Annotated in this window: 13 protein-coding genes; 10 read left to right on the forward strand and 3 right to left on the reverse strand. The window is 34.9% G+C overall.

The genetic code is table 11. The features are described from left to right. Positions 1–52: 52 nt before the first annotated feature. From GQ46_RS10305 to GQ46_RS10340, 8 genes are all read left to right on the forward strand, one after another. Positions 53–1,681, forward strand: coding sequence for a hypothetical protein (locus GQ46_RS10305; protein WP_156133180.1), 1,629 nt, complete (start codon positions 53–55; stop codon positions 1,679–1,681). A gap of 103 nt (positions 1,682–1,784) precedes the next feature. Beyond that, positions 1,785–2,318: a hypothetical protein gene (locus GQ46_RS10310; protein ID WP_156133182.1), complete on the forward strand. Its 534-nt coding sequence runs from the start codon at positions 1,785–1,787 to the stop codon at positions 2,316–2,318. A gap of 61 nt (positions 2,319–2,379) precedes the next feature. Further along, positions 2,380–3,840, forward strand: a complete 1,461-nt coding sequence (locus tag GQ46_RS10315) for a lipopolysaccharide biosynthesis protein (protein WP_044401449.1) — start codon at positions 2,380–2,382, stop codon at positions 3,838–3,840. Between the two features lie 80 nt (positions 3,841–3,920). Then, on the forward strand, positions 3,921–4,355 hold the full coding sequence (gene dut, locus GQ46_RS10320; RefSeq protein WP_044401452.1) for a dUTP diphosphatase: 435 nt from the start codon (positions 3,921–3,923) through the stop codon (positions 4,353–4,355). 222 nt (positions 4,356–4,577) lie between these two features. Then, on the forward strand, positions 4,578–5,597 hold the full coding sequence (locus GQ46_RS10325; RefSeq protein WP_044401455.1) for a sugar phosphate nucleotidyltransferase: 1,020 nt from the start codon (positions 4,578–4,580) through the stop codon (positions 5,595–5,597). A gap of 60 nt (positions 5,598–5,657) precedes the next feature. Further along, positions 5,658–7,022 (forward strand): lipopolysaccharide assembly protein LapB, encoded by a 1,365-nt coding sequence (locus GQ46_RS10330; RefSeq protein WP_044401458.1) that lies wholly within the window; start codon positions 5,658–5,660, stop codon positions 7,020–7,022. Further along, entirely contained in the window at positions 7,023–7,805 is a 783-nt protein-coding gene (locus tag GQ46_RS10335) for a DUF4292 domain-containing protein (RefSeq protein WP_044401461.1), read from the forward strand. It begins immediately after the preceding gene. Next, positions 7,805–9,031: a murein hydrolase activator EnvC gene (locus tag GQ46_RS10340; RefSeq protein ID WP_044401464.1), complete on the forward strand. Its 1,227-nt coding sequence runs from the start codon at positions 7,805–7,807 to the stop codon at positions 9,029–9,031. The genes GQ46_RS10335 and GQ46_RS10340 overlap by 1 nt, the downstream gene beginning before the upstream one ends. A 40-nt stretch (positions 9,032–9,071) precedes the next feature. Here the strand turns inward: GQ46_RS10340 and GQ46_RS10345 are convergent, their stop codons facing one another. Together GQ46_RS10345 and GQ46_RS10350 are read right to left on the reverse strand one after the other, a co-directional pair. After that, the gene (locus GQ46_RS10345; protein WP_044401467.1) at positions 9,072–9,581 is read right to left on the reverse strand and encodes an acyl-CoA thioesterase; all 510 of its coding nucleotides are present in this window, start codon (positions 9,579–9,581) and stop codon (positions 9,072–9,074) included. Positions 9,582–9,782: 201 nt separating this feature from the next. Then, complete coding sequence (locus GQ46_RS10350) at positions 9,783–10,721, reverse strand: SPOR domain-containing protein (RefSeq protein ID WP_044401470.1); 939 nt, start codon at positions 10,719–10,721, stop codon at positions 9,783–9,785. A gap of 104 nt (positions 10,722–10,825) precedes the next feature. Here GQ46_RS10350 and dprA point away from each other — a divergent pair, with 104 nt between their 5' ends. Then, on the forward strand, positions 10,826–11,929 hold the full coding sequence (dprA, locus tag GQ46_RS10355; protein ID WP_044401473.1) for a DNA-processing protein DprA: 1,104 nt from the start codon (positions 10,826–10,828) through the stop codon (positions 11,927–11,929). A gap of 347 nt (positions 11,930–12,276) precedes the next feature. Here dprA and trpS read toward each other — a convergent pair whose 3' ends face one another. After that, complete coding sequence (gene trpS, locus GQ46_RS10360; RefSeq protein WP_044404872.1) at positions 12,277–13,245, reverse strand: tryptophan--tRNA ligase; 969 nt, start codon at positions 13,243–13,245, stop codon at positions 12,277–12,279. Between the two features lie 111 nt (positions 13,246–13,356). Between trpS and GQ46_RS10365 the strand changes: the two genes are divergently transcribed. Continuing rightward, positions 13,357–14,097, forward strand: a complete 741-nt coding sequence (locus tag GQ46_RS10365) for a 1-acyl-sn-glycerol-3-phosphate acyltransferase (RefSeq protein WP_044401476.1) — start codon at positions 13,357–13,359, stop codon at positions 14,095–14,097. Positions 14,098–14,111: the final 14 nt, after the last annotated feature.

The raw sequence follows: 14,111 nt of genomic DNA on the forward strand, positions 1-14,111 counted from the left end.
GCTGCCTTTATAAAAAAACATAAAACTTATACCCAAACTACTTATGAAAAAAATGATACCCCTACTACTATTGTTAATTTGTTCAGCCGTGTCGGCTCAATTACAAGTGGGCAATATTGATCTTAATTTTGGAGAAACGATAGTGTCTAAAGATGGAGACGTTATTCAAATCGCTGGTGAAAAGGACAATATTATCTATGCCTTAGCCAGAAAGAAAAAAGACTTCTTCTTACAAACGTTTGATGCGTCAAACAAAGCCTTTAAAACGAGTGCTTTATTAGAATTCGATAAAATTAATGGTAATAAACTGCAAATTGAAGATTTAACGATTGTAGGCGAAAAAGTTTTTTTAATGTTATCTTATTATGATAAGAAAGAGAAAACAAATAATTTTTTAGCTAAAGAAATTAAGGATAATAAAATTGTAAAAACAACAAATGTATTATCGGTTCCTGTAGAGAGCAAAAGAAAACAAGGTAGTTTTGTATTTACAACCTCTTATGATGAATTTAATTACCTCATTGCACATGTTGGTATAAACTCTAAAAAAGAACAGTTAAAGTACTCCGTAACATTATTAGATGATAATTTAACAGCTGTTTTAAATGATACTTACGAGATTGTATTTGAAGAAAAAAACAGACAATTATTTGATTTTTCGGATGTTCAGGTTAACGAACACGGTGATGTGTTAATCGCTACAACAGAAAGTTATAGAGACAAAAAAAAGAAAACAAGCGTTAATAATATTACCATACATTCTTATTTGTCAAAAAAGGACTATCAAAAACAAGTTACCAATGTGAGCTTATCTGGTAAGCGTGCTTTAAATTGTAACTTAATGGAAACTAAAGATAACACCTTACATGTGATTGGTTTTTATTCAGATATTAAGAAAAGTGGAAAAGCAGAGGCTACAGTAGAAGGCATTTACGACGTCACCTTTAACTATGGCACTGGAGAAGTCATTAAGAAAACCTTTAACCCCTTTACTTTTGATGTTAAGAAGCAACTTATAGGAGAAAGAAGAGCTAAAAAAGGAAAAGACTTGAAGCCTTTTTATAGGAACATAGCGTTTGTAGAAAGAGACAATGGTGGCGTAATCGTACTATCAGAATACAATTTGGTTGTTGAAGGGAAAAATGCTGGTTTTGGTCCGTTAACTATTACACCTTATACCTATATTACAAACGAAATTATTGTTACTGCGTTAAAGAAAGACGGCACCTTAGATTGGAGTAATGTAATACCAAAAGAACAACAAGTAACCGTTTCCGAACTTGGCTTTTCTTTGTCGTTTTTAGGAGGTTCAGGAGGTGTTTCCGTATCTGCAGGCTTGTATTTTCCTTTAGCCGTATTAGGGAATGGACCAGAATTTTTAAGTGCAATTCCTATTTATCACAACGGTCAATTAACAGTGGTCGTTAATGATGATCCTAAAAATATAGGGATTACTGTAATGGACGATGTTAAAAAGGTAAGAAACGTTAATAAAATGATCCCGGTTGCCTTTTCGTTTAATTCAGAAACAGGGGCCTTAACAAGAACAGATCCTACAGCGTTTGAAAAAAAGCAAATTGTAGTGAGACCAGCAACTAAATACAGTAAGAGTTCAAACACTTATTTAATTTATGGTGGTAATAAAGAAGGAAACGCTTTAGGGGAATTAATCTTAAATTAATTAAGCACATAAAAGCTTTAAAAGCCTTATTCAAATGGAATGAGGCTTTTTTATGGAATAGGCTTTGATTTAGTATCTTTATAAACTATAAATGGACTTAAAAATGAAATTATTTAAAACAGCTTTATTTGTATTCTTAATTCTTTTTGTTGTGGCAAGTTTTTCACAGTGTTCTAGTTCCAAAGAATTACAGGAAAAGGCACCTATTACTTTTGGAAAAGTCTATTATCAGGAATGGGTTGCAGGAATAGAAGGCGGCGGTTCTGGAATTAACATATTCATTCCTGTAGAGGAAACTGCGCTAGGTCATATTAAATTGGATAGCGTTTATTTTAGAGGTAAAGTGGCTAAATTGGAAACCAAAACAGATGATAGACTTTATGTTGGGCGGTTTTCAACACCTGCTAATCAGCAAAAAGACATTAAAATGACTAATGAACCTAACGGTGAATATGGTAATACAGCCACAGGCCTTTCAGGAAATTTCCCATTTCAATTAAAAAATGATGAATGTGTGGTTAGCTACAAAGATAATAGCCAAACCAAGTACTACAAAATTGAGAATATAATCGAAAAACCCAGAGTAGAATATCCAAGTGCACCACCAAATCGTGGTGAACAAGAAAATTTACCCTAAGCTGAAACTTTTTTAGGTCTTACAAAATCAATACATTTAGAGCAATTATTATACACCAACGTTGAGCGGATTTAAATCTCTTTTTAAACAAACATTTATTTATGGTTTAGCGACTGTGCTTCCTAGAATGTTGAGCTTTTTGCTGGTTAGATTGCATACAGACGAAAGTGTTTTAGATTCTGTAGCAGATTATGGAAGTGTCTCTTTAATCTATGCCTATTTTGTTTTATTTAATGTCATTTTAGCTTATGGAATGGAAACTGCTTTTTTTCGCTTTTTCCATAAAGAAAACAACCAGGATAAAGTTGTCGGAACTTCAACAATAGCATTAATTATATCTTCTTTTTTATTCTTCTTTTTTGCGTTTGTATTTAATAATGAAATTGCTTTGTTAACTGAATTAAAAGTAGAATATATAAATCTTGTTATTTGGATTTTATTATTTGATGCTTTAGTCATTATTCCTTTTGCTTGGTTAAGAGCAAACGAAAAACCTATGCGCTATGCTATTTTAAAGATAGTTAATGTAGGAGTTAATCTAGGTTTAAATGTATTCTTATTGCTTTATTTAAAAGGTTTAGCAACAAACATTTCAATTTTTGAAAGTATATATCAGCCTAATTTTGAAATCAATTATATATTTATTGCAAATCTAATAGCGAGTGCAATTACGCTTATATTATTAATTCCTTTTTATACCAAAATCAAATATATTTTCAGTTCGCTCCTGTTAAAAAAGATGCTCAATTATGCTTTTCCAGTATTAGTTGCTGGTATTGCTTTTTCAATAAATGAAACGTTTGATCGTATTTTATTGGATAAATTATTGCCAGAAAATATTGGAAAAACACAGGTGGGAATGTATTCGGCATGTTATAAACTGGCTTTATTTATGACTTTGTTTGCTACAGCATATAGATTGGGAATTGAGCCTTATTTCTTTAGTCATTCAAAATCTGAAAACCCTCAAAAAAATTATGCTAAGATTTTAGAGTTCTTCGTTATTTGTGGCTCTGTAATTTTATTAGTTGTGGTCGTTTTTGCAGATGTTTTAAAAGTTATATTTATAGGAGACGAAGCTTATTGGGAGGCCATGTGGATTGTGCCTATTTTATTACTAGCTTATTTATGTTTAGGCATTTATCACAACCTCTCTGTTTGGTATAAAATTACAGATCGTACTAAATTTGGAGCTTACATTTCTGTTTTAGGTGCAATAATTACGCTAGTGCTAAATTACATGTTGATTCCAAAGATTGGATTTAAAGGATCTGCTATAGCAACATTGGCGGCTTATGCCATAATGATGTTTTTATCTTTTTTCTTCGGAAGGAAGTATTATCCTATTCCTTATAATTTAAAAAAAATTGTATTATACTTAGGCCTTTCTACAGTTTTTTCTATGGTCTATTTCTATAATTTTAGAGGTAATTATTTTATTGGAGTTGCAGCATTAATCGTATTTTTAACCTTAGTTTTTCAACTTGAAAAAAAAGAATTAAAACAGTTACTAAAGAAATAAATGGTCCTGTTAGGCACTATTAAGCTAATATAGATTTCAATTTAAAATAACTAGCAAGAACACTTGAAGCATATTAAAGAATGAATATAAAAATAATAAACAAATCCAACCACGCATTACCGCATTACGAGACTATAGCTTCAGCTGGTATGGATTTAAGAGCAAACATTTCAGAAAATATCATTTTGCAACCCATGGCGCGTAAAATTGTGCCCACAGGCTTATTTTTAGAGCTGCCTATTGGCGTAGAAGCACAAGTGAGACCAAGAAGTGGTTTGGCTGCGAAAAAGGGCGTTACAGTGCTTAATGCGCCAGGAACGGTAGATGCAGATTATAGAGGCGAGGTAGGCGTGATTTTGGTTAACTTATCTACAGAAAGCTTTACTATTGAAAATGGGGAACGTATTGCGCAATTGGTCATTGCAAAACATGAGCGAGCAGAATGGCTTGAAGTAGAAACACTTTCTGAAACCGATAGAGGCGAAGGCGGTTTTGGTAGTACAGGAGTGAAATAGACAAATTCATGCCAAAGCGACAAGCGCTTAAACATGCACCAAACGTTTACTAAGTTAATGAATAGAAATTAAAATAGTAGTCTAAAAGCTTAAGTGCAGCTTGTACTTGTAGCCCTGAATCAAGGGCAAGTAGACTTAAGCACAAACCTAAAATGCAAGACTAAATATTAAGAGAATAAAGAAACAAACCTATAAAAGACACCTGCTTTTGCAGGCAACAATATGAAGATAATAGTACCAATGGCAGGCCGAGGTTCTCGACTGCGCCCACACAGTTTAACAGTCCCAAAACCATTAATTCCTGTTGCTGGTCAACCCATCGTGCACCGTTTGGTTAAAGATATTGCCAAGATTTTAAATGAGCCTATTGAAGAAATTGCTTTCGTTTTAGGAGATCCAGCTTGGTTTGGTGATGATGTGGTGTCAAGTTTGCAGGACTTAGCAAAAAGTTTAGGAGCTAAAGCTTCTATTTACAGACAAGACCAACCATTAGGCACGGGTCATGCCATTATGTGTGCGAAAGACTCGCTTTCAGGCCCAGCGGTTATTGCTTATGCAGATACTTTAATTCGTGCCGACTTTAATTTAGACCCAGAGGCAGATGCTGTTATTTGGGTAAAACAAGTTGACCAACCTGAAGCCTATGGAGTAGTGGAACTAAACGACCAGCAGGAAATTGTTGAATTGGTAGAGAAACCAGCGCAATTTGTTAGTGATTTAGCCGTTATAGGCATTTACTATTTTAAAGACGTTTCGGTATTAAAAGAGGAGTTACAAAAAGTGTTGGATGATAACATTATTCATGGCGGTGAATACCAGATTAATGATGGGATTAAAGGCATGATGGCCAAAGGGAACGTTTTTAAAACAGGCGAGGTTGCCGAATGGATGGATTGCGGGAACAAAGCGGTCACTTTAGAAACAAATCAACGCATGTTAGGATTTTTAGAAGCAGACGGCGAAGAACAATTAGTAGCCGCATCAGTTAAAAATGAAAACTCTAAAATTATTGCGCCCTGCTATATTGGTGAAAATGTCCTGTTAAAAAATGCCACAATAGGACCTAATGTTTCCATTGGAAATAACTGTGTGATCGAGAACACATCCGTTAAAAATAGCCTAATTCAGAATAATACTCAGATAAAAAATGCTAATTTAGAGGAAGCAATGATTGGTAACCATGTAAAGTACGATGGAAAATTCACGAAAATTAGTATAGGTGATTATTCGGTTTTGGAATAAAATTTGATTAATTTATCTCAAACAACCATTTTAAGACTTCCTATTTCAAGGAAGAAAACTATGAAAAAACAACGATATCTCTTTATTTTTATTTTCGGAATGCTATTCATCCCGCAGCATAATTATGCACAGGTAGATTTCAACGCTGTGCCAGATGATGATTTGGGAAATGTTTCAGATGAATTTCAAGAGTTATTTTATGAGGCGTTAAAGCAAAAAGCAATTGAAAACTATGACAAAGCAATCACATCACTTCAAAAAGCGATTGAAATTGACGACTCAGAATCTATTTTATATTTCGAACTAGGAAAAAATTACAACATTCTAAAGAATTTCGGCGAAGCTGAAGATGCACTTAAAGAAGCCGTAAGTAAAGAGCCAGAAAATGAATGGTACTTAGACGAATTGTATGAAACCTATTCACAACAAAAAGATTTTGATAAAGCGATAAAGACCATCAAGCAGTTGGTAAAACATCATCCGGACTACAAAGAGGATTTGGCGGCACTGTATGTGCGTACAAAAAAATATAAAGATGCTTTAAAGGTATTAGATGAATTAGATGAAGAATTGGGCGTTTCAGACATAAGGGATCGTTTGCGTAATCAAATTTATAATGTCACGGGTAGAAAGAAAGAGCAGATAAGAAATCTTGAAGATCGCGTGGATGAAAATCCAGATGCAGAAAAAAATTACCTGGCGCTAATCTTTAGATATAGTGAAAATGGAGACAAAAAAAAGGCATTTGAAACAGCTGTAAAGCTTGTTGAAATTAACCCAGAATCTCAGTTAGTACACCTAGCGTTGTATAAGTTTTATTTAGATGACGAGGATTCAGAAAAGGCTATTGAATCAATGAAAGTGGTATTAAATAGTAGAATTATTAAACCAGAGGCCAAAATAAAAGTACTGGCAGATTTTGTAAATTTTGTAGATAAAAATCCACAATATGAAACAGATTTGGTAGAAATTACCACGTTAGTTTCTGAAAATGCTACAGACGGCAAAACATTTGTTGAGATTGCACAATACTATCTTGCAAAGGGCGACAAAAGCAAAGCGATTAAGTATTATTTAAAGGCGGAAGCCCTGGAAACCGAAAATTTCGGGATATTAAGAAATATTCTATTACTCCATATTGATTTGGAACAATACGCAGAAGCACAGCAAAAAAGTGAAGAGAATTTAGAAAAGCATCCTTCTCAACCTGTTTTATACCTCATTAACGGTGTTGCTCTAAATCGGTTAGATCGCCCACAAGAGGCTGTAGAAAACTTAGAAGCAGGTTTAGATTATATTATTGAGGATAATAAAATGGAAGCCGATTTTTACAAACAACTAGCTAAAGCCTACACGAGCTTAAACAATTTAACTAAGGCAAAGACGTTTAGTGATAAAGCTAAAAGGCTAGAACTTCCAAACTAAATGAGAGCGAAACCTATTTCAATATATTCAATACTATTTCTTGCTATGTTCCTGTCTGGCTGTAAATCAGCAAAAACAGTTACAAATACTGGCGCTTTAAATAAAAATATTTCAACTAAGCAGTTAGTAAAAGAAATTAATAATGGGAAGTCTAAATTTAATACATTAGCGTCCCGTGTAAAAATAGAGATTGAAGAAACGAATAAGTCTAAAAGTTACACTGTAAATTTAAGAATAGAAAGAGACAAGCAAATTTTATTGTCTTCTACACCAATTTCTGTTGTTAAAGCATTAATAACACCAACCAGAGTAGCTTTTTATAATAAGTTGGATGGCACTTATTTTGACGGTGACTTTAGTTATTTAAGTAAGCTTTTAGGCACTGAATTAGATTATAATAAAGTACAAAACATGCTTCTAGGAGAAGCTGTTTTAGAGGTTGATGCTAAAGAATACAAAAGTGATGTATTCGACAAATCTTATATGTTACAGCCTAAAAAGCAATTAGCTGTTTATGAGCTGTTTTTTCTTTTTAACCCTGCACATTTTAAACTAGATTCGCAGCAAATATCGCAACTTGAAGACAGGCGTATATTGCAGGTAGACTATTTAAAATATCAAAAAGTAGAAACACAAATACTACCAGAACAGATTGCTATTTTAGCGGTTGAAAAAGACGAAGAATTACGAATAAACCTGGAATACAAATCGGTAGAATTAAACGAAGCGTTTCGTTTTCCGTTTAGAATTCCTTCAGGATACGACGAAATTAAACTCGATTAATGCATAAACACCTTACATATTTTTTATTTTGCTTAGTAGTATTAAGTACAACAAGTAGTTTTTCGCAAAGCGGAAAACAAAAGGAATTGGAGGCAAGACGTGTAGAATTACGAAATGAAATTAAGAAAATTAATACACTACTGGCGTCTAACAAATCCAAACAAAAATCTGAAGTGTCCTTAATTGAAGACCTAAACCACAAGCTTGCCGTAAGAGAGAATTTAATTAAAGTGACCAATCAACAAGCCAATTTGTTGACGCGTGAAATTAATACCAATCAAAAGGAAATTACGTCCAATCGTGATGAGTTAACCCTGTTAAAAGTGAATTACGGTAAAATGCTTGAGAAATCCTATAAGAATAAAAACAAACAAAATCGGGTAATGTTTTTATTGTCATCTTCTAACTTCAAACAAGCCTATAAACGCATTCAGTATTTAAATCAATATGCAGATTACCAAAAACAACAAGGCGAAACGATTAAAGAAAAAACAAAAGAGTTACAAGAGGCAAATTTGGAATTATTAGCGCAAAAAGAAAAAAAGAGCAAACTTATAGCCGAAAATAAGGTTGCGCAAAGAACTCTAGAGCGTGAGCGCAAAGAACACGAAGAAATCATGAGTTCTATTAGAAAGAACTTAAACAAATACAGTGCACAGGTAAAAGCCAAAGAGAAGGAAGTCTCCAGAATTGATAATGAAATAGATAAAATTATCCGTGATGCTATCGCAAAATCGAATGAAGCTGCTCCCAAAACAAAGCGGGTAAGTGCTAAAGGATTTGCTTTAACAGCAGAGGCTAAGGCACTCGCTAATGACTTTTTAGGCAGTAAAGGCAAATTGCCATGGCCGGTAGAAAAGGGGGTCGTAAAGTTGCGCTATGGAAAGCAGCCCTCGCCCATTGACCCATCGGTAACCATAAATAGTAATGGTGTTAGAATTGCGACCGAAAAGAATGCAAAAATAAGAGCCGTTTTTAATGGTGAAGTATGGCGCATTATACAGCCAAAACGTAGTAATCCTATTGTATTAATTAAACACGGTAATTACATTACAGCCTATAGAAATGTTGGTAAATTATATGTGAAAGCTGGAGATAAAGTGACTACAAAACAGGATATTGGAGAAGTGTTTACCAATCCATCCACTGGAGAGACGGTGTTAAACTTTAGTATTTATAAAGACAGTCATACACAAAACCCAACGTCTTGGATTTATAAGATGTAGCATTCCTGAGAAAGCAGGGCCCTTATGAATAAATGTTGTTTTAGTCAAACAATGCTTTTAACTCTGTAGCATCATTGGGTTTCATTTTTCCAGCCAAAACTAAACTAAGTTGTTTACGTCTTAGCGCACCTTCAAAACGTGTGATTTCTAAAGCTGTTTCAGGTTTTAACTCTGGTACATGTACAGGTCTTCCGGTTTCATCTACAGCGACAAAAGTATAAATGGCTTCATTTGCTTTATCTTTAATACCAGATTCTCTATCTTCAATCCAAACATCAATATAGATTTCCATAGAGCTTTTAAAAGCACGAGAAACCTTTGCGTCAACAGTAACAACACTTCCCAAGGGAATGGCACGGTTAAAAGCCACATGATTAACAGAAGCAGTCACTACAATACGACGCGAATGACGACGGGCACTAATACCAGCAGCGCGATCCATTCTGGCCAATAATTCGCCTCCAAAAAGGTTGTTGATTGGGTTGGTTTCACCTGGTAAAACCATGTCGGTCATGATTGTTCTTGATTCTTTAGGTGTCTTTGCTTCCATCAAAATTTTTATTTTTTGTTTCCATTTTTTGTTCCCATGGACATGGGGAAGGTTGTGATTCCCGTGAAGGTGAGAATCTTTTAAAGATGCAAAGGTAAGCCGATTTAGATTTTCAGCCTTAAATTTTAGATATAATTAACTGTAAAATAACCTAAAGCTTATGGCTTATAGGGAAATTATTTAAGTACGTTAAGAAAAGAATTAATCGAGTTGTTTAACTAATAACCAAGCGTCACTATTACTCGTTTTACGCACGGCATTAAGTGCGCTTAGCGCTTCAAAGCGATCTTCGTAAGTAGCATATGCGACTTGATGTAAACCATATCTGTTCACACCAATTTTTCTAGCTTTAAAACCTTCGGCTTTAAGTTGTTCTACTTTTTTATCAGAATTGGCTTCTACTCTAAAGGCACCAGCCACGATATGATAGTTGCCAGTTTGTTTTGTGACCTTTAAAGTTGCTGAAGGCAATGGGTTACTAATAATAAAAGTCGCTTCTTGGATTTTTGAGTCTAGCTGAGCACTTGCTTCTTCCTGAGCCACTTCGTTTTGAGCAGCGATGTCATTCATATGGTAATGGCTTACCACGAAACCACTTAAAGTTAAAGCGATGAAAGCAACGGCGGCATATTTAAGATAATGTTTCGTCTTACGTTTTTCGGCTGTTACAGTAATTGGGATAACCTTTTCAATGGCTTCAACTTCTTGCTTATAAACTTCACGAGTCACAGCCGGTGAAACCAATTGTGATAACCCAAAAGCATCCGTTAAATAATTTAAATGATACGAGGGCGAAAACGCTATTTTTCCTTCGCTATTTAGCTTTAAATCGCCAATGTTTTCAAAAGCTAAAGTTTCGCCTTCAATTAAATGGGATTTTAACGATTTCACACGTTTTGCAATTTTTTCTGTAGCCGTTTCAAAAGAAATGTTTTCAACATCTGCAATGTAACGGGCTAACAAACCATCATTTGTTTGTATTTGCTCGTTAAAAGCTAAGCTCTTCTTTGGCGGATAAAACGCATTGGTAGACTCGTGAACGGTGGCACTAATGCGCTGTGACAAAAAAGCACCAAAGTTAGGTACAGCCACACATTCGTAACGGTATAATAAATCGCTTATGTAGTGTTCTAATTGCATGGAAACAAAGTTAAAATTTTTTGTTTGTGAATAATACTTAAGGGGTATTAGTTATTAACAGAACGAAAATTCTTTTCTTGTAGTCTTAAAATCAGTAAAATAAAATGACAGAAAATGATTTGCTATACATTTTAGCGCTTCAAAATGTGCCAAAAATAGGGGATACCACGGCCAAAAAACTAATCGCGCATTGCGGTTCTGCCGAAGGTGTGCTAAAAGAAAAGCGTCATAACCTGCTTAAAATTGATGGTATAGGAAGTCTGACCATTACAGATTTGTTTTCAAGTAATCATCTGGAAGCTGCAGAAGCTGAGCTAACATTTATTAAAGAAGAAGGTATTAAAACACATTATTTTGCTTCTGAAAGTTACCCTGAAAAACTAAAACACTGTATTGACAGTCCGATTTTGCTTTTTGAAGCGGGGAATATTAATTTGAACAACAAGCATATTATAAGTGTGGTTGGTGCACGAAAAATTACGACCTCTGGTATTGCATTTTGTGAAAAGTTAATTGAAGAATTGGCTATTTATAACCCTATTATTGTTTCTGGTTTCGCCTATGGAACAGACATTACTGCGCATAAGGCGGCAATACAAAACAAACTGCAAACCATAGCCTGTTTAGCACACGGATTAAACCAAATTTACCCAAAAAACCATAAAAAGTATATGGCTGAGGTAGAAAACAAAGGCGGGTTTTTTACTGATTTCTGGAGTACCCATGCTTTTGACAGAAACAACTTTTTAAAACGGAATCGCATTATCGCAGGCATAAGTGAAGCTACAATAGTTATTGAGAGCGCCGAAAAAGGGGGCAGCTTAGTCACTGCCGATATTGCCAACTCCTACAATCGTGATGTATTCGCTGTTCCTGGTCGCACCACCGACTCTCAAAGTGTGGGTTGCAACGATTTAATAAAACAGCAAAAAGCCCATTTACTTTCTACACCATTAGATGTGCCCTATTTACTCAATTGGCAATTAGAGGATGACCAAAAACCTGTTGTGCAAAAGCAGTTATTCGTAGAATTGGATGCTAATGAAAAAGTGATTTATAATTACCTAAAAGAGAACGATAAGCAACTCCTAGATGTAATTGCGTTACGATGTGATATGCCAACTTATAAACTCGCAGGATTGCTATTGAATATGGAATTGAAGGGCGTGGTGAGACCTCTGCCAGGTAAGTTGTTTGAAGTGATTTGAATTTGTCATTCTTGCGAAAGCAGGTGTCTTTTAAAATTATTCCTGAGAAGTATTACTCTTTTATTAAACGCCTCTAAAAAATCTCCTTCAAGTTTGCTTTTATGTTTTCCTTCTCTGCTACCGCTAAGTTTTATTTAGTTGCGGTAATACTTGTTTTTTTATCACTAAAAAGAAAAATTATTACATTATTTTGAGACTGAGTTCCTTCTCGTAGACCTAAAACACAAAAACTGTTTATTTCTAAACAGCTTATGTTTGATTACTCAATATGCCACTAGTTATAAACAAGCGGAAGCACATACCAGGGAACAGCTGGGCAGATTTATACTTCCACAGGAATGACAACACTAATACCCAAGCTTCCCACGAACACGAGTCAAAACAGCATCAGCTATAAGTGTTGCTTTTTCAGCACCTTTAGCTAAAGCTTCATCAATTTTATCTAGGTTATTCATATAAAAATCATAACGCTCACGTTGTGTTTCAAAGGTTTTTAAAAGCAACTCAAACAATGCTTGTTTCGCATGGCCGTAACCATAATTACCAGTTTCATAATTGGTTTTCATAGCTGCTTTTTCGGCTTCTGAAGCTAATAAACTATAAAGCGCAAAACAGTTACAAGTGCTCCAATCTTTTGGGTCCTCAAGAGGAGTGCTATCGGTTTCAATACTCATGATTTGTTTGCGCAATTTCTTTTCTGGTAAAAAGATATCGATAATATTGCCCTTGCTTTTACTCATTTTCGCCCCGTCTGTTCCAGGAATCAACATGGTGTTTTCCTGAATTTTAGCTTCTGGTAAGACAAAAGTGTCACCAAGTTGTGCATGAAAGCGAGACGCCACATCGCGGGTCATTTCTATGTGTTGTAACTGGTCTTTGCCTACCGGAATAATATTGGCGTCATACAACAAAATATCTGCAGCCATTAACATGGGATAGGTAAATAGGCCAGAGTTAACATCTTCCAATCGGTCTGCTTTGTCTTTAAAACTATGCGCTAAGGTTAAGCGTTGGTAGGGAAAAAAACAACTTAAATACCAAGAGAGTTCTGTGACTTGAGGAACATCACTCTGTCTGTAAAACACCGTTTTTTCAATGTCTAATCCAAAGGCCAACCAAGTGGCAGCGGTAGAATAGGTGTTATGTCGTAATGTTTCGGCATCTTTTATTTGCGTGAGCGAATGCATGTCTGCAATAAATAAAAACGAGTTGTTTTTTTCGTCTTGAGACATCTCTATCGCTGGCATGAGTGCGCCTAAGATATTGCCTAAATGTGGTGTTCCTGTACTTTGTATTCCTGTGAGTATTCTTGCCATAGCACTTCCCGCGTAGCTGGGAATCGTATTAATTGAACTTAATATGTAAAAAAACAAAGGTATTTTTTTTCAATTAAAATAGCTCAAAACATTTGTGTATTTTTGGTGGCTATGATTGTATTTAAATACATGTTTTGGTTGCTCTATCGCATTTGGTTTTATATACTGGTTGCTTTACCTATTATCGTATTATTTCCACTACTTATTATTTCTATTTTAAAAGAGTCCTGGTACCCATACTTTTTTAAATTAGCCAGAATTTGGGCGAAAACCATTCTTATTGGTATGGGTTTTAAAACCAAAATAGAATGGGAGCAAAAGCCAAGTAAAACAGCGAGTTATATGTTGGTCGCCAATCACACGTCTATGGCCGATATTATGCTCATGTTAGTCACGTTTAAGAATCCGTTTGTGTTTGTTGGGAAAGCAGAATTAGCAAAAATTCCGTTGTTTGGCTTTTTCTATAAACGCACCTGTATCTTAGTCGATAGAAATAGTGCAAAAAGCAGGCAAGCGGTATTTTTAAGAGCACAGCGTAGATTAAAACAAGGTTCAAGTATTTGTATTTTTCCAGAGGGCTTAGTGCCTGAAGAAGACATCTTACTCACCGAATTTAAAGCTGGTGCTTTCCGATTAGCAATCAACCATCAAATACCAATAATCCCTATTACTTTTGGCGATAACAAAGCCCGTTTTTCTTATTCGTTTTTTAGTGGCGGGCCAGGAAAAATGCGCGTCAAGGTTCATAAGTTTATTGAAACCAAAGGTTTAAAGACTACGGATACTGCTACAGTAAATGAAAAAGCGAGAGCTATTATTTACAATCAATTAAAAGCGTTTGGCTCAAAATAATTAAGAGGCCCAAA

Origin of the sequence: Lacinutrix sp. Hel_I_90, from assembly GCF_000934685.1 — a bacterium.
In the GTDB taxonomy this organism is placed as follows: Bacteria; Bacteroidota; Bacteroidia; order Flavobacteriales; family Flavobacteriaceae; genus Lacinutrix.